The sequence below is a fragment of the Micromonospora xinjiangensis genome (assembly GCF_056150165.1).
In genome coordinates this window covers 280,155-300,141 of record NZ_JAXCFO010000002.1, presented here as the reverse complement: position 1 = coordinate 300,141, position 19,987 = coordinate 280,155, and the positions used below count along the sequence as shown (strand labels likewise).

Here is a 19,987-nt window from a genome sequence, read left to right as displayed (position 1 = left end):
ATCCGGGACCGCCCACCGGGCGCGCGGCCGCGAGCGGGTGGCCTCAGCCGGCGGAGTTGATCGGCACGTTGGCGGCGTCCGCGGTGACCGTCAGCCCTTCCGGCATGGGCCGGACCTCGCGGACGGTGAGCTGGAACGGCAGCTCGGGCAGCGGCACATCGACCGAGATGCCCTGGGCGAAGTTGTTCAGCAGCGTGCGGGCCAGTGGCGCGTCGGGCAGCCCCTCGGCGTCCAGGTCGTTGAAGCGGAGGCTGACCTGCCCCTGCTCGCCCACCCTCACCTCGGCGGTGCCGGTGACGGTGAGCTGCTGGCCGAGGACGTCCAGCGGAGCGGTGACGGCGAGCTTGCCGCCCTGCTCGCTGAGCTTCAGGCCGGGACGGTCCAGCAGGGCGGCCAGGCTGTCGTAGCTGATGGTCGCGGTGCCGTTCACGGTCCGCGCGACCACCTCGCCCTGACCGGTGCGGATGGTGTCGAGGGAGGCGCTGACGTCGCGGGCGTCGACGTCGAGCGTCGGCAGGCTGATCGCGTCCCCCTGCACCGAGCCGCGCACCTCGCGCAGCACGATGGAGATGCGTTCGTAACGGCCGTCGAGCACCTGGGTCAGGAACGGGAAGCCGCCGACCTCGACCTCGGGGGGCGCGGACTGGGCGTTCTGCTTGGCCACCTCCTGGCGGACCTGGTCCGCGATGGCCCGCTCGGCCACGCCCACGGCCACCCGGTCGGCGATCGCGAGGATCCCGGCCAGCAGCAGGAGCAGCACGACGAGCACGACGAGCGCCTTGCGCCCGCGCCGCCGGGGGCGTTCCACGTACGCCGGTTGGGCCTGGGCCACGCCGCCTCCTGTCCCCTGTGCCGCCTCGCGGCTCGTCCTGTCCCGTCGCCGCGCCGGCTCGTCGTCACCGCCGGCGCCGCGCCGCGGCGCCGGGTTGGTACCCGACCTCCGCCGCGCTCAACCGTACGTTCAGAGGAACAGCATGCACATGGCGTACGCGGCGGGCGCGGCCAGCGCGAAGCCGCCGAGCGGGCCCTGCATGTGCCGGGCGACCCACATCGTCGGCGGCTCCCCCGCCATCAGCCGGCCCGCCTCGGCGTACCCCACGGCGAGGTCGGCGAGCACCGCGGCGACCGCGGCGACCAGACCGATGATGGCGGCCCGGGTCGGGGTGAACGGCGCGACGAGGTAGCTGCCGAGCAGCGCGCTGACCAGCGTGCCGACCATCGCGCCGACGACCACGCCGGCCGCGCCACGGGGCACCTGCGGGGCCAGCCGGGGCCAGGCCGCCACGGCGTCGGTCACCCGGGCGACGGTGAGGGCGACGGCGCTCGCGGTCAGGCAGACGGTGATCGCCTGCGTGCCGGCCGGGATCCGACTCAGCACGATCAACGTGCCGAAGGCGACGACGCCCACCACGATGAGCAGCGTGGTGCCGAGGGAGTCGGTCACCCGTACCCGGTCGACCCGGCGCACCAGCTGACCCAGCACCGCGGCGACGAAGCCGCCCGCCGCGACGTAACCCAGCGGCGCGAGGCCGGCGATGTCCGTCTGCACGGCGGCCGCGTCGGCCGCCACCGCCACGCCGAGGCTGACCAGTGCGACCAGCAGCACCGCGGGCGGCCGCATGGCCATCGTCCAGGCCAGCACGAAGAGCAGCTGGACGCCGAGAATGACGATCGCGAACGGCAGTCGGTGCCCCGGCCCGGAGGTCTGCGCCCCGAGCACCAGCCCGACTCCCAGCAGCGCGGAGAACCCGGCGACGGCGAACGAGAGCGACCGGCGCACCTCCACCGGCGGCACCGGCTCCTCGTCCGGCTCGACCGTCGCGGCGTCGTCCGCCGGTCGCCGCGCCGGCTCACCGCCGCGCCGGATCCGCCGCGGACCGCCGCGCTCGCGACGTTCGCCGTCGTCGTCGCCCGGCGCGCTGCGTGGCCCCGGCGGCGGACCGTAGGGCGGCCCGGGTCGCTGCCCGTCGGACCAGGGATCACGACCGGTCTCGGGCGAGGTGGAGGGAAACACGCCCCGATCGTGCCAGACCGGCCGCGATGGTGGAGGGCCCGCCCGCCTCGGGGCGGTCACGGTTTCGGCAACGTTAAAACCTGCGCCGCGATCGGGGGCAAAGCGAACAAACAGGAAACGGCCTGGGAGCGCGGCCGGATCCATCGGTTACGCTCGTGCCGTTACCCCGCCCGTCAGCGACGCCGGGACCCACGCCAAGTTCTCAGCGCATCTCCCGCTACCGGGGGTCGCTGGTCGCGCGGCCACCAGGCCGCCGGGACGGAGGTGATCGTGGAGATCCTGCTGCTGGTGAGCGCCCGCGCGGGTGAGCCTTCCGCCGTGCTGCCGGCGCTCGACCTGCTGCCGCACTCGGTCCGCACCGCGCCCCGCGACGTACGCACCCTGGTGGCGGGCCCCAGCCCGGACGCGGTCCTGGTCGACGCCCGCTCCGAGCTGACCGAGGCCCGCGCGACCTGCCGGATGCTGCACGCCACCGGGCTCGGCGTACCACTGGTCGCGGTGGTGACCGAGGCCGGGCTCATCGCACTGAACGCCGACTGGGGCGTCGACGACGTCATCCTCGCCTCGGCCGGCCCCGCCGAGGTCGAGGCCCGGCTGCGACTGGCGGTCGGCCGGCTCAGCAGCGCGGTGGCCGGCGCCGGCGGCTCGATCCGGGCCGGTGAGCTGACCATCGATCCCGACACGTACGCCGCGAAGCTCAAGGGCCGACCGCTCGACCTCACCTACAAGGAGTTCGAGCTGCTGAAGTTCCTGGCCCAGCACCCCGGCCGGGTGTTCACCCGCGACCAGCTCCTGCGCGAGGTCTGGGGGTACGACTACTTCGGCGGCACCCGGACGGTGGACGTGCACGTCCGGCGACTGCGGGCGAAGCTCGGCTCGGAGTACGAGTCGATGATCGGCACCGTGCGTCAGGTGGGCTACAAGTTCGTCGTACCGCCGTCGCGTCCGCTGCCCGAGGCGGAGCACGCGCCGCTGCCCGTCTGATCGCACGATCGCCGGAGCTTTTCCAATACGCCCCTTTTGTGCAACTCGTCGGATCTATTCTGACTGCCGGGTTTGCCAGGGAAAGGGGCGACGGTGCGTGTCATGACCACGGGGGATGCTGCCCGGCTGTCCGGCCGGGTACGCGCGCTGCTGCGACCCGGCTCCACGGGGCGCGCGGCCGCGATCGTCGTCCTCGTGCTTGTCGCGCTGCTCGGCTCGGCGTACGCGCTGGGCCGGAGCCTGATCCCCGACCGGCCGGAACGGAACGCGACCGGGTTCGCCGGCGACCTGAGCGACACCCACTACGCCGACCAGCCCTCGGTCGACCCCGAAGCGACGGAGGGCCCCGACGAGGGCAACCGTCCGCCCGAGACCGGGCAGGACGGCTCGTCGCGGGACGCCGGCGACGACAACCTCTTCGGCGCGCACGTCACCACCGGCAACGACCACGTGGCGCTCACCTTCGACGACGGGCCGGACCCGCGCTACACACCGCAGGTCCTCTCCGTGCTCCGGGAGTTCGGCGTCCGCGCCACCTTCTGCGTCGTGGGGGAGATGGCCCAGAGCCACCCCGACCTGGTGCAGGCGATCGTGGCCGACGGCCACACCCTCTGCAACCACTCGTGGAACCACGACGTCACGCTCGGCAAACGCTCGCCGGACCAGATCCGCGCCGACCTCGTCCGGACCAACCAGGCGATCCACGACGCCGTGCCGGACGCCCCGATCGTCTGGTACCGCCAGCCCGGCGGCGCGTGGACCTACTCCGTCGTCTCGGCCGCACACGCCCTGGGCATGACGCCGCTGCACTGGACGGTGGACCCGTCGGACTGGCAGGCGCCGGGGGCCCAGCGGATCGCCTCGACGATCGTCTCCCAGATCGAACCGGGCTCGGTGGTGCTCCTGCACGACGCGGGCGGCAACCGGCAGGGCACCGTCGAGGCCCTCTGGCAGATCCTTCCCGAGCTGACCACCCGGTTCCAGTTGGAGGCCCTGCCGGTCGAGCCGACGTGACCCCCGCCCGCACCGGACGACGTCGGCGCGGGCCAGCGCGGGGAGGCCGGCGACGACCCCGGACCGGCGGGCTACGGTGAACGGATGAGCAGCGTCGAGCCCACCAGCGACCGGGTGACCCGTGCCGACCGACTCTCCCCCGTGGAGATCGACGACGTGCTGGCCCTCGCCCGTTCGGCGGGCGACGCCGACGGCGCCGACCCCTTCGACGAGCACACCCTGCTGCGGCTGCGCGAGCCGGACGCACCGGCCGTGCACCTGACCGCCCGGGCCGCCGGCGGGACGCTGACCGGGTACGCCCACCTCGACACCACCGATCCGGCCGGCGGCGTCGGAGTGGAACTGGTGGTGCACCCGGCGCACCGCAGGCAGGGCGTCGGGCGCGCGCTCGCCCGGGGCGTCCTGGAGGCCGCGCCCGGCCCGCTGCGCGCCTGGGCACACGGCGACCACCCGTCCGCCGCCGCGCTCGCGGTCGACCTCAGCTTCGCCCGCGCCCGGGTGCTGTGGCAGCTGCGCCGGTCGCTGACCGCCCCGCTGGCCGAGCCGCGACTGCCCGCCGGCGTGGCGCTGCGCGCCTTCCGGCCCGACGCGGACGACGCCGCCTGGCTGACGGTCAACGCCCGCGCCTTCGCCGATCACCCCGAGCAGGGCCGGTGGACCCCGGACGACCTGCGCGTACGACTGGCCGAGCCGTGGTTCGACCCGGCCGGATTCCTGCTCGCGGTCGAGGAGTCGACCGGACGGCTGCTCGGCTTCCACTGGACCAAGGTGCACGAGCGGCCCGGCTCCGCGCGGATCGGCGAGGTGTACGTGCTGGGGGTCGACCCGTCCGCGCACCGCGGCGGGCTGGGCCGGGCGCTCACCAACGCCGGGCTCGCGTACCTGCGTGACCAGCGCGGCCTGGACCGCGTGATGCTCTACGTCGACGAGTCGAACTCCGCCGCGGTCGCCCTCTACGAGCGGCTCGGTTTCCTGCGGTGGTCGGCGCACGTCAACTACCAGTTGGGCTGAGTCGCCCGCCTTCGCTCGGCGCGTGAGCGCCGTTACGCCCGGTGGTCACGGTGGGGTCACCGGGGTGACTCGGCGCGGTAACAGCGGACCGGAAATATAACCATAGTTCCGACACGCGTCCGCGAGTTCACTTAACGGACAACTCACCCTCAGCGGCAGGTCACTTCGTCTGCCGAACGAGTTCACCCTCCGTTCACTTGCGACCGGCAAGCCGGCTACCTGGCCCTCCTAGCTTGTGGAATCAGCCGGTCACCGCCGGTCCTCCCCGGGCCCCGGATCGGGGCGCCAAGTCAGACGTGAAGGGAAACCCCTCAGGTGAAGCTCCAGCGGCTCGGCGCGATTGCCTCGCTCGCACTTACCGCGACGTTCGCTCTCAGCGCATGCGGCTCGGACAACAACGAGCCGGCGACCGACGCCAGCGCCTCCGGCTCGGCTGCCGCGGTCGACTGCGCTACCGGAACGGTGAACGCCCAGGGCTCGTCCGCCCAGAAGAACGCCATGGCCGAGTGGATCAAGGCGTACCAGCAGAAGTGCTCCGGCTCGACCATCAACTACGAGCCGAGCGGCTCCGGTGCGGGCATCCAGGCCTTCATCGCCGGCACCGCCGACTTCGCCGGCTCCGACTCGGCCCTCAAGCCGGAGGAGCAGCCGCAGGCCGACGCCAAGTGCGTCGGCGGCAAGGCCATCCACCTGCCGATGGTGATCGGCCCGGTGGCCGTCGCCTACAACGTCAGCGGCGTGGACAACCTCCAGCTCAAGCCGGCCACCCTGGCGAAGATCTTCGCCGGCACGGTGACCAAGTGGGACGACCCGGCCATCAAGGCCGACAACCCGAGCGCGACCCTGCCGTCGACCACCATCCAGACGGTGCACCGCTCGGACGAGTCCGGCACCACCGACAACTTCACCAACTACCTGAGCAAGACCGCCGAGACCGACTGGACCTTCGGCAAGGCGAAGGCCTGGAAGGCCCCGGGCGGCACCGGCTCCAAGGGTTCGGACGGCGTGGCCAGCTCGGTCAAGCAGGCCGACGGCTCCATCGGCTACATGGAGTGGTCGTTCGCCGAGAACGCCGGCCTCAAGATGGCCAAGATCGGTAACGGCAACGGCGAGTTCGCCGAGCTGACCGCCGAGAACGCCGGCAAGACCATCGCCGGCGCCAAGATCGAGGGCCAGGGCGACGACCTCAAGCTGTCGATCGACTACAACACCAAGGAGGCCGGGGCGTACCCGATCGTCCTGGCGACCTACGAGATCGTCTGCAGCAAGGGTCTCGCCGCCGACAAGCTGCCGCTGGTCAAGGGCCTGCTCAGCTACGCCGCCAGCACCGAGGGCCAGGCCTCTCTGACCGAGCTGGGCTACGCCCCGCTGCCGGAGAGCGTCCGGACCAAGGTCGAGGCCGCGGTCAAGAACATCTCCTGACCTGACACACCACCTCCGCAACCGAATCGAGCGAGCAGATGGGTGAAACCCCCCACCGCTCGGCCGACGCCGGCACCGGCGGGACCCGCGTGACCGAGAGTCACGAGCGGCCCGCCGGTGCCTCGGCGCGTCTGGCCGAGGCACCAGTCAGCACCCGCACCCCGGGCGGCACCGGGCTGGGCGGCGGCGGCGCCCTGCCCCGAGCCCGCACGTTCGGCGCCGAGCGGGCGTTCCGCGGCCTCTCCATGGCCGCCGGCGCCGCCGTGCTCGTCATCATCGCGGCGATCGCGATCTTCCTGGTCGCCAAGGCGGTGCCGGCGCTGCGTGCCGACACGGAGAACTTCTGGACCTACGAGGGCTGGTCGCCCAACGAGACCGAGCCGAAGTTCGGCATCGGCACGCTCGCCTTCGGCACCGTGCTCAGCTCCGCGCTGGCCCTGCTGATCGCGGTGCCGGTGGCGCTGGGCATCGCCCTCTACCTCTCGCACTACGCGCCGCGCCGGATCGGCGTCACACTCGGCTTCCTCATCGACCTGCTCGCCGCGGTGCCGAGCGTGGTCTTCGGACTCTGGGGTCGGGACGTCTTCATCAACCCGGTCCGCGACTTCTCGGTCTGGCTGAACAAGTACTTCGGCTGGCTCCCGATCTTCGGCGGCGACGGGCCCTTCGGTAAGTCGATCATGCTCGGCGCCCTCGTCCTCGCGATCATGGTGCTGCCGATCATCACCTCGCTCTCCCGCGAGGTGTTCCTGCAGACCCCCACCGCCAACGAGGAGGCGGCCCTCGCCCTGGGCGCCACCCGCTGGGAGATGATCCGCACGGCCGTGCTGCCGTACGGCCGGCCCGGCATCATCGCCGCGGTGATGCTCGGCCTGGGCCGCGCGCTCGGCGAGACCATCGCCCTCGCGATGACCCTCGGCATCACGTTCGGCATCTCGTTCAACCTGATCCAGAACGGCGGCAACACCATCGCCGCGAACATCGCCAACGCGTTCGGCGAGGCCAACGAGACCGGACGGGGCGCGCTGATCGCCTCCGGCCTGGTGCTCTTCGCGATCACGCTGATCGTCAACATCACCGCGCGGGCGATCATCTACCGCCGCCGGGAGTTCACGGAGTCGGCCGCATGACCACCACCGTCACCACCCACCGCCCCCGCCCGCCCGCCCAGCCGGGCACGCTGCGGGCGAAGCGACTCCCGCGGTACGCCGCGCCGGCCATCGCGCTGGCCGCCCTGCTGGTCGCCGCCGCGATCGTGTACGGCACCGGCATCGGCGGCGCGGTGCTCGTCGTGGTCGTCGGGGCGCTGCTCTACCTGGCCGGCCTCTTCGCCGCTGCCAACGCGGTCGAGGGCCGGCGTTCGGCGCGCAACCGCACCTGGAGCGCGCTGATCCACTCCGCGTTCGTACTCGCCGTGCTGCCGCTCGCGTCGGTGGTCTGGACGCTGGTCAGCAACGGCGTCGACCGGCTCGACGGCGACTTCTTCCTCACCTCGATGAACAACATCGGGGCCCGGGACGCGAACGGCGGCGCGTACCACGCGATCGTCGGCACGCTGGAGCAGGTCGGCATCGCCACCCTGATCACCGTCCCGCTCGGCATCCTCTGCGCGATCTACATCGTGGAGTACGGGCGGGGCCGGTTCGCCTTCGCGATCCGCTTCTTCGTGGACGTCATGACGGGCATCCCGTCGATCGTCGCGGGCCTGTTCGTGCTGGCCTTCTGGGTGCTGATCGTGTCGCCGTGGTTCAACGACGGCCGGCCGAGCTTCTCCGGTTTCGCCGCCGCGCTCGCCCTGAGCGTGCTGATGCTCCCCACCGTGGTGCGCTCCACCGAGGAGATGCTCCGCCTCGTCCCCGCGCCACTGCGCGAGGGGGCGTACGCCCTGGGCGTGCCGAAGTGGAAGACCATCCTGCGGATCGTGCTGCCGACGGCGCTGCCGGGCATCGTCACCGGCGTCATGCTCGCCATCGCCCGCGCGGCCGGCGAGACGGCGCCGGTGCTGCTCGTGGCCGGCGGCGGCGCGGCGATCAACTTCAACGCGTTCGAGAACAACCAGTCGTCCCTGGCCCTCTTCGTCTACCAGCAGGCCGGCGACGCCTCGCGGTACGCCCCCGCCCGGGCGTGGACCGCGGCACTCACCCTGGTGGCCCTCGTCCTGATCCTGACGATCGCGGCGAAGCTGCTGGCCCGTCGTAACCGCCTCGGCCGATGAACCCCGGAGGTACCACCACCATGGCCAAGCGCATCGAAGCCTCGAACGTCACCGCCTACTACGGCGCCTTCAAGGCGATCGAGAACATCAACCTCACCGTCGAGCCGAAGACCGTCACCGCCCTCATCGGCCCGTCCGGCTGCGGCAAGTCCACCTTCCTCCGTTCGATCAACCGGATGCACGAGGTGCTCCCGGGCGCGCGGGTCGAGGGCAGCCTCACCATCGACGACCAGGACATCTACGACCGCGACGTGGACGTCACGGCCGTCCGGCGCATGATCGGCATGGTCTTCCAGCGCCCCAACCCGTTCCCGACCATGAGCATCTACGAGAACGTGGTGGCCGGGCTGCGCCTCAACGGCGTACGGAAGAAGTCGATCCTGGACGAGGCCGCGGAGAAGGCGCTGCGCTCGGCGAACCTCTGGGACGAGGTCAAGGACCGGCTCGGCAAGCCGGGCGCCGGCCTCTCCGGCGGCCAGCAGCAGCGGCTCTGCATCGCCCGGACGATCGCGGTCGAGCCGCAGGTGGTGCTGATGGACGAGCCCTGCTCGGCGCTCGACCCGATCTCCACGCTGGCCATCGAGGACCTGATGTTCCAGCTGAAGGACAAGTTCACCATCATCATCGTCACGCACAACATGCAGCAGGCCGCCCGGGTCTCGGACCGGACGGCGTTCTTCTCGATCGAGAAGACCGGCGACCCCGGCCGCCTCATCGAGTACGACAACACCCAGAAGATCTTCAGCAACCCGAGCCAGAAGAAGACCGAGGACTACATCACCGGCCGCTTCGGCTGAGCCGCTGGTTCCCGGTCCGCGAGGGGCGTCGGTCGCAACGACCGGCGCCCCTCGGCGTACCACCCCGATCTTGCAGTTGTGGTGCCACAACCTCACCCGGTTCACCCGGCTCGTCCACCGCCACAACTGCAACGCGGCTCGGGGGTCAGGTGAGGAGGAAGCGGGGGGTGCCGGTGGGTGGGAGGTCCAGGCGGGGGGTCACCGGGGTGGCCGCGTCGCGGGTGGCGGCGGCGCGCACCACGCCGGCCAGATCCTGCGCGGCCGCCACCTGCCCCAGCGTCACCAGGGTCGGGGGGAGCATCGTCAGCTCGCCCGCCTCCGCCCGGGACCGGGCCTCCGCCGGACGCGCCCAGAGGGTGCGGTCGGCCTCCCCGGAGACGTTCCGGGGTCGCTGCCCCTCGGGCAGCAGGGCCACGAAGAAGTACGTGTCGAAGCGGCGCGGCTCGAACTCCGGGGTGATCCACCGGCTCCACGGCAGCAGCAGGTCGGAGCGGAGGGTGAGCCCCCGCTCGCCGAGCAGCTGAGCGAAGCCGATCTCCCGCCGCTCCAACGCGACCCGCGCCGCCTCCCAGTCGTCCCCGCTCACGTCGCCGACCACGCTCGCCGCGTCCGCGCCGGCGAGCAACACCCCGGCCTCCTCGAACACCTCCCGGGCGGCGGCACAGACGACCGCCTGGGCGTCGTCCGGGGCGAGACCGAGCCGCTGGCCCCAGTCGGCCGGGGTGGGGCCGGCCCACTCGACGTGGGCCTGGGAGTCCGACCGGTCCACGCCGCCACCCGGGAACGCGTACATCCCGCCGAACGTCATCGCGGCGACCCGGCGGATCAGGTAGACCTCGAAGTCGCTCCCGGCCGGGCGGAGCAGCAGCACGGTAGCCGCCACCCGGGGCACCGCGGGCACCCCGCCCTCGGCGCGGAACCGCCGGGCGTGCTCCACGAGGGCCGGCGGCGCGGGGAAGCCGTCGCGGTCGATCGTCATGCCGTGAGCCTAGTCCCGGCCACCGGAACCGATGATCGACCGGCCGCTGACCTGGACTAGCGTTGCCGGCATGACTCGTTGGGGCATCCTGGCCACCGGCCACATCGCCGGGCGTTTCGCCGAAGACCTCCGGCTGGTGCCGGACGCCGAGCTGGTCGCTGTCGGTTCCCGTACCGCCGAGAGCGCGAAGCTCTTCGCCGAGCGGCACGGCGTGCCGCGCGCGTACGGCTCCTGGGCGGAGCTGGCCGCGGACCCGGACGTCGACGTGGTGTACGTGGCCACGCCGCACGCCGCGCACCACGAGGCCGCCATGACGTGCCTCTCCGCCGGGAAGGCGGTGCTGCTGGAGAAGCCCTTCACGCTCGACCTGGCGACCAGCACGGAGCTGATCGAGGCCGCCCGTTCCGCCGGGGTCTTCCTCATGGAGGCCATGTGGATGCGGACCAACCCGCTGATCCGCCGCATGGTGGAGCTGATCGCGGACGGCGCGATCGGCACGGTGACCAGCGTCCAGGCGGACTTCGGGGTGGCCGGGCCGTTCCCGCCGGAGCACCGGATGCGCGCCCGGGTGCTGGGCGGCGGCGCGCTGCTCGACCTCGGCGTCTACCCGTTGAGCCTGGCCCACCTGCTGCTCGGCGTGCCGCAGCACATCCGGTCCTGGGCGAAGATCAGCCCGGAGGGCGTCGACGAGAACACCGGCATCGTCCTCGGGTACGACTCGGGCGCGGTCGCGACGCTGAGCTGCGGCATCGTGGGCGCCACGCCGGTGGTCGCCTCGGTCACCGGCACGAAGGGGCGCATCGACCTGCCCTCGCTGTTCTTCCGGCCCGAGTCGCTGACGCTGCACCGGGCGGGCACCGAGCCGGAGGTCGTTCCCGCCGACCTGACCGGCGGGGGCTACCAGTACGAGGCGATCGAGGTGCAGCGCTGCCTGGCGGAGGGGCTCCTCGAGAGCCCGCTGGTGCCGCACTCCACCACCCTCGAGGTGATGACCCTGCTCGACACGATCCGCGACCAGATCGGCGTCGACTACGCGTGAGCGAAGGGGCCCCGCCACCGCGGTCCGCGGTGGCGGGGCCCCTGTCGTACGCCGTCCGGGCTCAGCCGAAGAGCGGGCGCACCACCAGGTACGTGACGCAGGCGATGAGCGCCGCGGCCGGGAAGGTGATGATCCACGCGATCACGATGTTGCCGGCCACGTTCCAGCGGACCGCGGAGAGCCGCTTCGTGGCGCCCACGCCCATGATCGCCGAGGTGATCGTGTGGGTGGTGGAGATGGGCGCCTTCAGCACGAGGGCGTTGAAGTAGAGCACCGCGCTGGCCACCGTCTCGGCGGCGAAGCCCTCCGGCGGGCCCAGGTCGATGATCTTGCGCCCGAGGGTGCGGATGATCCGCCAGCCACCGGCGTAGGTGCCGAGCGCCAGCATCGTCGCCGAGGTCCAGAAGACCCAGCCCGGGATGTGGGTCTTGCTCTCCTGGAAGCCGCCCGTGTAGAGGGCGAGGACCACGATGCCCATGGTCTTGGCGGCGTCCTGCATGCCGTGGCCGACGGACATGGCCGCCGCCGACGCGGTCTGCGCCCAGCGGAAGCCCCGGTTCAGCTTGCCCGGCTGGCCCTTCCGGAACAGCCACAGGATCGCGAGCATCACCAGGTAGCCCAGGGTGAGGCCGACGATCGGCGAGAGCACCATCGGGAGGATGACCTTCTCGACGATGTTCATCCACTGCACCACGCCGCCGGCGGCGAGCAGCGTGGCCCCCACCAGGCCGCCGAAGAGGGCGTGCGAGGACGACGAGGGCAGGCCGAAGTACCAGGTGATCAGGTTCCAGGCGATGGCGCCGAGCACCCCGGCGAAGACCACCCCCAGGCTCGCCACCCCGGTGGGCAGCGTGACCAGGCCGTCGCCGACGGTCTTCGCGACGCCGGCGCCGAAGTGGGCGCCGACGAAGTTGCCGACCGCGGCCAGCAGGAGGGCGACCCGGGGTGTCAGCGCGCGTGTGGAGACGCTTGTCGCGATCGCGTTGGCGGCGTCGTGGAAGCCGTTGGTGTAGTCGAACGCCAACGCCACCGCGATCACCGCCAACACGGCGATGAGTTCGGGTGTCACAGGATCAGGACTCCTTGACCGCGATCGTCTCGACGGTGTTGGCCACGTGCTCGAAGGCGTCGCAGGCGGCCTCCAGCTCGTCGGCGACCTCCTTCATCTTCAGCACGGTCAACGCGTCGTACTCGCCGGAGAAGAGGCGGACCAGCAGCATCCGGTAGGCCTGGTCACCGTCGTTCTCCAGCCGGTTGCACTCGATCCAGTAGTCCTCGAGATCCTTCATCGACTTCAGCCGCGGCATCGCCTCGGCGGTCAGCTTCGCCTGCTGGTCGAGCACGTTGACCAGCTCGTGCATCTCCCGGGGCAGCGACGGCAGCTTGGTCAGGCCGTAGAGGTAGAGGAGGTTCCCCACCGCCTCCAGGTGGTCCATCACGTCGTCGAGCAGCGACCCGAGCCGGTAGATGTCCTCCCGGTCGAACGGCGTGATGAAGGTGGAGTTGATCTTCTTGTACAGCTCGTGGGTGATCTGGTCGCTGTCGTGCTCCACCTCGGTCAGCCGCTCGCTGACCGACTGCACCTCGACCCCGGGCAGGGCCAGCTCGTTGAGCAGCTCGGTGCCCCGGACCAGGTTCTGCGCGGCCCTGGTGAAGAGCTCGTAGAAGGCACCCTCGGTGGGGCGGAAGGAAAACTTCACAGCACGGACCTCGTCGTGTCGGTGGAAGGGTGGCGGACGCCCCCGGGGGCGCCTGCCCTGGGAATGCTAGGGAACGGCGGCGGCGGGAAATTCCCGGCCCACCCCTGGCCAGGCCGCATTCATCGCTCGTTCACCTGTCGTTCACCTCGGCCGTCCCTCCCGCCTCCGCTCCACCACTCCGGAGCCGCTCCCGCTCCCGTGCGAGGTCGAAACCGGCTCGCGGATACCCCAGGTCGAGAGTGTCGAACGTCTCACGCAGCAGATGGGCCACCGCCCAGTCCCGGTACCACTTCCGGTCCGCCGGCACCACGAACCAGGGCGCGGCGTCCGAGTCGCACCGGCTCAGCGCCTCGGCGTACGCGGCCTGGTAGTCGCGCCACTGCGCCCGCGCGTCCACGTCCGCCGGGTTGTACTTCCAGTGCTTGCGCGGGTCGTCCAGCCGTTCGAGGAGCCGCTCCCCCTGCTCGGCGTACGAGATGTGCAGCATCACCTTCACCAGCGTCACGCCGGCCCCGGCCAGCTCCCGCTCGAAGGCGTTGATCTCGTCGTACCGGGCCCGCCAGGTGACCTCCGGCACCAGTGCCGCCACCCGGGCCACCAGCACGTCCTCGTAGTGCGACCGGTTGAAGATCCCCACGTAGCCGGGCGGCGGCAGCTCCCGCCGGATCCGCCAGAGGAAGTCGTGCCGCAGCTCCTCGAGAGTCGGCGGGCCGAAGGAGCGGATGTGCAGGCCGAGCGGATTCATCGCCCCGGCGACCCGCTTGATCGTGCCGTCCTTGCCACCGGCGTCCATCGCCTGGAGCACGAGCAGCACCCGCGGGCCCGGCCCGCTCCCGGTCCGGGTGCCCGGGGCACCGGCGTCAGCCGGCCCGGACCCGGCCGCCTTCGCGGTGGCGTACAACATCTCCTGCTGCCGGCCCAACTCGGCGCCGACGAGCCGCAGCTGCGCGCGGGCCCAGGCCTTGCGGTGCACACCGGTCGTCGCCGCGCCCGGCAGGCCGGGCGTGGACCGCGGATCGACCGCGCCGAGGTCGACGGGGGCCGTCACCCGCAGCAGCGCCCGCACCGACCCGCCGACCGGCGGAACGATCTCCATCTCCCGAGGTGCGTCCACCCCCGGATCATCGCCCAGCGGCGCCGGATCCGCCCGTCGAGCCGGTTCCCCGCCGTCGACCTGTCACATCCCGGGCCGCCGAGACGTCCAGTGGGCGGGAGGACGTGCGTCCGACGGAAGGAGACCACGGTGCGGGACCTGGCGACGGAGTTCGAGGCCGAACGCGGGCGGCTGCTGACCGTGGCCCAGCGGATGCTGGGCAGCCGCGGCGAGGCCGAGGACGCCGTCCAGGAGACCTGGTTGCGGTACGCGAACGCGCTCGCCGACCCGGCGGCCCGGGCCGAGATCCGCGAGCTGCGCGCCTGGCTGACCACCACCTGCGCCCGGATCTGCCTGGACGTGCTCCGGTCCTCGCGGGTGCGCCGGGAGGCGTACGTCGGTGAGTGGCTGCCGGAACCGGTGGTGGCGCCGGTGGAAACCCGCGGCGACGGCTTCGCCCCCGACCCGGCCGAACGCGCCGTCCGCACCGACCAGCTCGGCACCGCGCTGCTGGTGGTCCTGGAACGGCTCGCCCCGGAGCAGCGGGTCGCGTTCGTCCTGCACGACGTCTTCGCCGTGCCGTTCGCCCGGGTCGCCGAGGTGCTCGGCACCACCGAGGTCGCCGCCCGGCAGCTCGCCTCCCGGGCCCGCCGGGCGGTCACCGCCCCCGGCGTACCGCAGCACACCGCCGACCCGGCCGCCCAGCGCCGCGTGCTGGAGGCGTTCGTCGCCGCCGCCGAGTCCGGCGAGCTGGACCGCCTCCTCGCGGTGCTCGCCCCGGACGTGGTCTTCGTCGGCGACAGCGGCGGGCACTTTCCGAGCGCCCGCCGGCCGGTGGTCGGTGCGGACGCCGTGGGCCGCTTCGCCCTGGGCCTCTTCGGCCGGTTCGGCCGCTACCGGAGCCGGGTGCGGGGCCGGCCGGTGCTGGTCGACGGCGTGCTCGGGATCCAGATCGAGGCGGTGCACACCGACGGGCGCCCGCTGCGGGCGGTGACCGCCTTCGCGGTGCACGAGGGTCGGATCACCGGCATCTTCAACCAGATGAACCCGGAGAAGCTCGTCGGCCTGCCGTCGATCGGCCCGGACGCGCACTGGCCGCCCCACTGGTGAACCGCCGGGCGGCGGTGGTGCCGGGTCAGACGACCAGGGCGAGCCACTTGCGGTACGAGGTGGCGAAGGGCTCGGTGCCGTCGCCGAGCGCCGCGAAGAGCCAGCGGGCCGCGGCCTCCGCCTCGCGCACGACCTCGTCGGGGTAGCCGAAGCGCACCCGGTGCTCGGCGAACTCGTCCTCGTCGCGCAGCTCCACGGCGCCGGTGGCGCGTCGCCGGACCACGTCGAGGTCGAGGTCGTAGAGGTGGACCGTGTCGTCGGACTCCCACCGGGCCGGGCTGGCGATGTCGCAGTAGACCTCGCTGGTGCGCGGCGGCGGGTTGAACATCCCCGTCCACCAGGCGTGGTGCGGCACGAGCAGCACGAACGGGATCTGCTCCACCGACGGACGCCCGTGGTAGATCGACTTCGTGCCGGCGGGCACCCCGAGCCAGACGCCGAGGTCGTCCTCGGTGAGGCGACGGGCCGGATAGTCGCGGTGCGCGCTGCCGTCGTACTTCCGGTAGATCACGCGGACCACGTCGCTGGGCATGAGTCGCACCCTAACCGATACCGCCCACTCGTCGTAGCGTCGACGTAACGGGGCGGAACTCGCCTGCCCGCCACGCGGCGGAGGGGCGCGGCCGGTGTCGGCGGCGGCGGGTACGGTCGCACGGTGACCCCGCCGCGCACCGCCACCGGTCCCAGCGCCCCACCTCCGCGTACGGGGAAGCGCCGGGGCGCCCGGCCGAGCGGCGCGGACCTGCTCGCCGCCGCCGTCGGCGCCGTTCCGGGTGGCGCCGCCCGCCCCGGGCAGCAGCAGATGGCGGCGGCCATCGAGGAGAGCGTGGCCGCCCGTGAGCACCTGCTGGTCCAGGCCGGCACGGGCACCGGCAAGTCCCTCGCGTACCTCGCCCCGGCGCTCACCGTCGACGGGCCGGTCGTGGTCTCCACCGCGACCCTGGCTCTCCAGTCCCAGCTCGTCGACCACGATCTCCCCCGGCTCGCCGACGCCGTCGAGCCGCTGCTCGGCCGCCGGCCCACCTTCGCGGTGCTCAAGGGCCGGCACCACTACCTGTGCCTGGCCCGGCTCGACAACTCGACCGAGGACGAGCCGGAGGACACCCTCTTCGACACGCCCTCGGCGAGCCCCGCCGCGGGCAGGTGGCTCGGCGAGGCCGGCCGGCTGGGCAAGCAGGTCCAACGGCTGCGGGACTGGGCCGCGGAGACCGAGACCGGCGACCGGGACGAGCTGGATCCGGGCGTCGACGACCAGGCCTGGCGGCTGGTCTCCATGCCGGCGCGCGAGTGTGTCGGCGCGACCCGCTGCCCGTTCGGCGCGGAGTGCTTCGCCGAGGCGTCCCGGGCGCGGGCCCGCGAGGCCGACATCGTGGTGACCAACCACAGCCTGCTCGCCGTCGACATGCTGGCCGGGCGCCAGATCGTGCCGCCGCACAAGCTGCTCATCGTCGACGAGGCGCACGAGCTCGCCGACCGGGTGTCGTCCGCCGCCCAGGCCGAGCTGGTCCCCGAGCTGATCGACCGGTCCACCCGCAGAGCCCGCCCGCTGCTGCGGCCCGAGACCGCCGAGGCGCTCACCGCCGCCGGTGACGCCCTCGCCGTGGGGCTGGCCGAGGCACCGGCCGGTCGGATCACCGCCGGGCTGCCGGCGCCGCTGCGCGAGGCGTGCACCCTGCTCGACGCGGCCACCCGCGCCGCCCTCGACGCGATCGGCGAGGTCAAGTCCGACGACCCCGACCCGGTGCGCAAGCAGCAGGCCAGGGCCGCCCTGGACGAGCTCTCCACCACCGCACAGCGGCTGCTGGAGGAGGACGAGCACGACGTCGCGTGGGTGGAGAAGCCGGACAACGGCAGCCGCCGCGCCCTGGTCGTGGCCCCCCTGTCCGTGGCCGGCACCCTCGCCACCCACCTCTACGAGGAGCGCACCGTGGTGGCCACCTCGGCCACCCTGACCCTCGGCGGGCGGTTCGACACCGTGGCGCGCGCCCTGGGGCTGGAGGCCCCCCCACCGTCTCCGCCGTCCCCGGCGGCCGCCGCGCTCGCCGCCTCCACGGCCCGGAACGGCCGCCCCTCCACCGCCGGTAACGGCGACTCCGGGCGGGGCGACGCCGGCTCGACCGCTGGTGGCGCGCGCGGCGCGGCCGACGGACGGGCCGGCGCCCGTCCGGGCGGCTCGGCGGGTGCCCGTGGGGACGACCCGGGAGGGGAGCGTGCGGCGAGCGGTGCGGTCACCAGTGGCCCGGGCTGGCGCTCGCTGGACGTCGGCTCACCGTTCGACTACGCCCGGCAGGGCATCCTCTACGTCGCGGCGCACCTGCCCCGGCCCAGCGTCTCCGGGCTGCCCGACGCGGCCGGCGAGGAGCTGTTGGCGCTCGTCGGCGCGCTCGGTGGGCGTACCCTCGGCCTCTTCTCCTCCCGGCGGGCCGCCCAGCAGGCGGCGGAGCTGGTCCGCGCCCGCACCGACCTGCCGGTGCTGCTGCAGGGCGAGGAGGCGCTACCCCTGCTCGTACGCCGGTTCCGCGAGGAACGCTCCAGCTGCCTGTTCGGCGTCATGTCCCTCTGGCAGGGCGTGGACGTGCCCGGTGACTCCTGCCAACTCGTGGTGATCGACCGGCTCCCGTTCCCCCGCCCGGACGAGCCGCTCGCGGCGGCCCGCGCGGCGGCGGTGGACGCGAGCGGCGGCTCCGGCTTCGCCGCGGTCAGCGTGCCGATCGCCGCGATCCGCCTCGCGCAGGGCGTCGGACGGCTGATCCGGGCGACCGGTGACAAGGGTGTCGTCGCGGTCCTCGACTCCCGGCTGGAGACCGCCCGCGGCTACGGCCCGTTCCTGCGCCGCTCACTGCCGCCGTTCTGGTACACCACCCGCCGGGACGTCGTCCACGGCGCGCTACAACGCCTCGCCGCCTCCTGATCGACCACAGCTGCCCGCCGAAGGTGAGCGCAGCGGCGCGCTCGGGTTTCCCTTCCGAGAACCGCGCAATGTTCGGGATGTAGTTGCCTCCCAACCCGGCCGAGGCAACAACATCCAGGATGTTGCGCGGATCTTGGGGCGCGGGACCTCGGCACGAAGGCAGCTCCGGCGCACGGACCTGACGTGCGGGGTTCAGCGCGGGGTCCTCGGCGGGCACGGATGTTGGCGGGCGTGGGCATCGGCATGAGCGATCCGCGCGCACGGGGCGCGGGCGGGAGTTGCGGGCGGAGCTGCTCAGGGGGCCTGGGAGGCGACCACCACGGCGTCCGGCGGGGTGTCCGGCACCGTGCGCGCGGCGAGCCGGCGGACCGCCGTGTTCAGCACCGCGATCAGCGGCACGGCGACCAGTGCGCCGGTGATCCCGGCGAGCACCACACCGGCGGCGATACCGATGATCACCGCGAGCGGGTGGATGGCCACCGCGCGGCCCATGATCAGCGGCTGGAGCACGTGGCCTTCGACCTGCTGCACACCGATCACCGCACCAAGGATGATCAGCGCGGTGATCGGCCCGCTGTCGACGAGGGCGACCAGCACGGCGACGCCGCCGGAGAGCGCCGCCCCGACGATCGGGATGAACGCACCCAGGAAGACCAGCGCGGCGAGCGGGAAGGCGAACGGGACGTCGAAGATCACCAGGAAGATGCCGATGCCGACCGCGTCGATGAACGCGACCAGCACGGTGGCCCGGACGTACGCGACCAGGGTCCCCCAGGCGGCCCGGCCGGCGTCGTCCACCCGCCAGCGGGCGGCCACCGGCAACAGCCGGACCAGGAAGCGCCAGATCTTGTTGCCGTCCCGAAGGAAGAAGAACGTGGCGAAGAGCACCAGCAGCGTGCCGGTGAGCACCTCGGCGAGCGTGCCCGAGATCGTGGTGGCCGCGTCGGTGAACCGGCCGGTGTTGGAGCTGAGCCAGTGCTGCGCCTCTTCGATGTAGCGGTCCAACTGGCTGTCGGAGACGTGCAGCGGGCCGGTCTTGAGCCAGTCCTGGATCTGCCGGACGCCCTGCGAGGACTTCTCACTCAGCTCCGGAACGCCCTGGATGAACTCGTTGACGACCAGGGTCAGCGTGCCGACCACCGCCGCCAGACCGCCGACCAGCACCACTCCGGTCGCCAGCGACCGGGGGAAGCGGGCGCGCAGCAGCCAGCCCACGGCGGGTGCCAGAAGGGCCGACAGCAGCAGCGCGATGGCGAGCGGGATGATCACGATGCGGATGGTGCTGACGATCCTCAGCAGGGCCCAGGCCACCAGGCCGATCACGATGAGGCGCCACGACCAGGCGGCGGCGATGCGCATCGCGTGCGGCACCTCGGCGTCGTCCCGGCTGGTGGTGCTCGCCTGCGGTGCCGCCGAGGGCTCCCCGCCGACCACGGTCGCCGTCGCGGGCGCCACCGGGCCCGGTGACGTCGGCGAGGCCACCCCCGCCTCCTCAGGCGCGTCGTCGGCCGCGTGGCGCGGGGATCGTACGGATGCCCGTCTCGACTCGTACGCGCGGCGGAGTCCCTCGCGTACCCGCTCGAAGCGGCTCAAGCGCACCTCCTGGCAAGACGACCCGTCCGCCCACGGCGACAGGTCGGACAGCTTACGCCGACCCAGGCCACCATAGGCCAGTTCCGCCACATTGCCCGGAACACG

Annotated in this window: 18 protein-coding genes; 10 read left to right on the top strand and 8 right to left on the bottom strand. The window is 72.8% G+C overall.

Annotated elements, in window-relative coordinates; all coding sequences use genetic code 11:
- Positions 1–43 precede the first annotated feature (43 nt).
- Complete coding sequence (locus SM573_RS08170) at positions 44–832, bottom strand: LmeA family phospholipid-binding protein (protein ID WP_474615843.1); 789 nt, start codon at positions 830–832, stop codon at positions 44–46.
- Positions 833–961: 129 nt separating this feature from the next.
- Positions 962–2,014 carry a hypothetical protein gene (locus SM573_RS08165; RefSeq protein ID WP_474611238.1) on the bottom strand — a complete coding sequence of 351 codons (1,053 nt, stop codon included), beginning with the start codon at positions 2,012–2,014 and terminating at the stop codon, positions 962–964.
- A gap of 264 nt (positions 2,015–2,278) precedes the next feature.
- Between SM573_RS08165 and SM573_RS08160 the strand changes: the two genes are divergently transcribed.
- From SM573_RS08160 to pstB, 7 genes are all read left to right on the top strand, one after another.
- Positions 2,279–2,998 carry a winged helix-turn-helix transcriptional regulator gene (locus SM573_RS08160; protein WP_474611239.1) on the top strand — a complete coding sequence of 240 codons (720 nt, stop codon included), beginning with the start codon at positions 2,279–2,281 and terminating at the stop codon, positions 2,996–2,998.
- Between the two features lie 126 nt (positions 2,999–3,124).
- A complete protein-coding gene (locus tag SM573_RS08155) occupies positions 3,125–4,012 on the top strand; it encodes a polysaccharide deacetylase family protein (RefSeq protein ID WP_474616049.1) in 888 nt (295 codons plus the stop codon).
- Positions 4,013–4,096: 84 nt separating this feature from the next.
- Complete coding sequence (gene mshD / locus SM573_RS08150) at positions 4,097–5,023, top strand: mycothiol synthase (protein ID WP_474615842.1); 927 nt, start codon at positions 4,097–4,099, stop codon at positions 5,021–5,023.
- 315 nt (positions 5,024–5,338) lie between these two features.
- The gene (gene pstS / locus SM573_RS08145; RefSeq protein WP_474611241.1) at positions 5,339–6,445 is read left to right on the top strand and encodes a phosphate ABC transporter substrate-binding protein PstS; all 1,107 of its coding nucleotides are present in this window, start codon (positions 5,339–5,341) and stop codon (positions 6,443–6,445) included.
- Positions 6,446–6,483: 38 nt separating this feature from the next.
- Complete coding sequence (pstC, locus tag SM573_RS08140; RefSeq protein WP_474611242.1) at positions 6,484–7,575, top strand: phosphate ABC transporter permease subunit PstC; 1,092 nt, start codon at positions 6,484–6,486, stop codon at positions 7,573–7,575.
- Positions 7,572–8,660 carry a phosphate ABC transporter permease PstA gene (pstA, locus tag SM573_RS08135; RefSeq protein WP_474611243.1) on the top strand — a complete coding sequence of 363 codons (1,089 nt, stop codon included), beginning with the start codon at positions 7,572–7,574 and terminating at the stop codon, positions 8,658–8,660. Before pstC ends, pstA begins: the two co-directional genes overlap by 4 nt.
- Positions 8,661–8,680: 20 nt before the next feature.
- The gene (gene pstB / locus SM573_RS08130; RefSeq protein WP_355143073.1) at positions 8,681–9,457 is read left to right on the top strand and encodes a phosphate ABC transporter ATP-binding protein PstB; all 777 of its coding nucleotides are present in this window, start codon (positions 8,681–8,683) and stop codon (positions 9,455–9,457) included.
- A 145-nt stretch (positions 9,458–9,602) separates the two neighbouring features.
- On the opposite strand, the gene SM573_RS08125 is transcribed toward pstB, so the two are convergent.
- Positions 9,603–10,436: an NUDIX hydrolase gene (locus SM573_RS08125; RefSeq protein ID WP_474611244.1), complete on the bottom strand. Its 834-nt coding sequence runs from the start codon at positions 10,434–10,436 to the stop codon at positions 9,603–9,605.
- Between the two features lie 70 nt (positions 10,437–10,506).
- Here SM573_RS08125 and SM573_RS08120 point away from each other — a divergent pair, with 70 nt between their 5' ends.
- On the top strand, positions 10,507–11,475 hold the full coding sequence (locus SM573_RS08120; protein ID WP_474615841.1) for a Gfo/Idh/MocA family protein: 969 nt from the start codon (positions 10,507–10,509) through the stop codon (positions 11,473–11,475).
- Positions 11,476–11,536: 61 nt separating this feature from the next.
- Here the strand turns inward: SM573_RS08120 and SM573_RS08115 are convergent, their stop codons facing one another.
- The 3 genes from SM573_RS08115 to SM573_RS08105 all read right to left on the bottom strand — a co-directional run bounded on the left by SM573_RS08115 (position 11,537) and on the right by SM573_RS08105 (position 14,271).
- On the bottom strand, positions 11,537–12,544 hold the full coding sequence (locus SM573_RS08115; RefSeq protein WP_474611246.1) for an inorganic phosphate transporter: 1,008 nt from the start codon (positions 12,542–12,544) through the stop codon (positions 11,537–11,539).
- 4 nt (positions 12,545–12,548) lie between these two features.
- On the bottom strand, positions 12,549–13,175 hold the full coding sequence (locus SM573_RS08110; protein WP_076466922.1) for a DUF47 domain-containing protein: 627 nt from the start codon (positions 13,173–13,175) through the stop codon (positions 12,549–12,551).
- A 130-nt stretch (positions 13,176–13,305) separates the two neighbouring features.
- Entirely contained in the window at positions 13,306–14,271 is a 966-nt protein-coding gene (locus SM573_RS08105) for a PPK2 family polyphosphate kinase (RefSeq protein ID WP_474616048.1), read from the bottom strand.
- Positions 14,272–14,418: 147 nt separating this feature from the next.
- On the opposite strand from SM573_RS08105, the gene sigJ reads away from it, so the two are divergent.
- The gene (sigJ, locus tag SM573_RS08100) at positions 14,419–15,378 is read left to right on the top strand and encodes an RNA polymerase sigma factor SigJ (RefSeq protein ID WP_474615840.1); all 960 of its coding nucleotides are present in this window, start codon (positions 14,419–14,421) and stop codon (positions 15,376–15,378) included.
- A gap of 25 nt (positions 15,379–15,403) precedes the next feature.
- On the opposite strand, the gene SM573_RS08095 is transcribed toward sigJ, so the two are convergent.
- The gene (locus SM573_RS08095; RefSeq protein ID WP_474611248.1) at positions 15,404–15,910 is read right to left on the bottom strand and encodes a DUF402 domain-containing protein; all 507 of its coding nucleotides are present in this window, start codon (positions 15,908–15,910) and stop codon (positions 15,404–15,406) included.
- Between the two features lie 63 nt (positions 15,911–15,973).
- Here SM573_RS08095 and SM573_RS08090 point away from each other — a divergent pair, with 63 nt between their 5' ends.
- Positions 15,974–18,289: an ATP-dependent DNA helicase gene (locus SM573_RS08090; protein ID WP_474616047.1), complete on the top strand. Its 2,316-nt coding sequence runs from the start codon at positions 15,974–15,976 to the stop codon at positions 18,287–18,289.
- Between the two features lie 294 nt (positions 18,290–18,583).
- On the opposite strand, the gene SM573_RS08085 is transcribed toward SM573_RS08090, so the two are convergent.
- Positions 18,584–19,771 carry an AI-2E family transporter gene (locus tag SM573_RS08085; RefSeq protein WP_474611249.1) on the bottom strand — a complete coding sequence of 396 codons (1,188 nt, stop codon included), beginning with the start codon at positions 19,769–19,771 and terminating at the stop codon, positions 18,584–18,586.
- Positions 19,772–19,987: the final 216 nt, after the last annotated feature.

What these genes read in the sequence shown, in the direction of transcription:
- mshD (WP_474615842.1), top strand. Translation starts at nt 4,097, where the DNA reads ATGAGCAGCGTCGAGCCCACCAGCGACCGGGTGACCCGTGCCGACCGA.
- pstB (WP_355143073.1), top strand. Translation starts at nt 8,681, where the DNA reads ATGGCCAAGCGCATCGAAGCCTCGAACGTCACCGCCTACTACGGCGCC.
- SM573_RS08125 (WP_474611244.1), bottom strand. Translation starts at nt 10,436, where the DNA reads ATGACGATCGACCGCGACGGCTTCCCCGCGCCGCCGGCCCTCGTGGAG.
- SM573_RS08120 (WP_474615841.1), top strand. Translation starts at nt 10,507, where the DNA reads ATGACTCGTTGGGGCATCCTGGCCACCGGCCACATCGCCGGGCGTTTC.
- SM573_RS08105 (WP_474616048.1), bottom strand. Translation starts at nt 14,271, where the DNA reads ATGGAGATCGTTCCGCCGGTCGGCGGGTCGGTGCGGGCGCTGCTGCGG.
- pstA (WP_474611243.1), top strand. Translation starts at nt 7,572, where the DNA reads ATGACCACCACCGTCACCACCCACCGCCCCCGCCCGCCCGCCCAGCCG.
- SM573_RS08095 (WP_474611248.1), bottom strand. Translation starts at nt 15,910, where the DNA reads ATGCCCAGCGACGTGGTCCGCGTGATCTACCGGAAGTACGACGGCAGC.
- pstC (WP_474611242.1), top strand. Translation starts at nt 6,484, where the DNA reads ATGGGTGAAACCCCCCACCGCTCGGCCGACGCCGGCACCGGCGGGACC.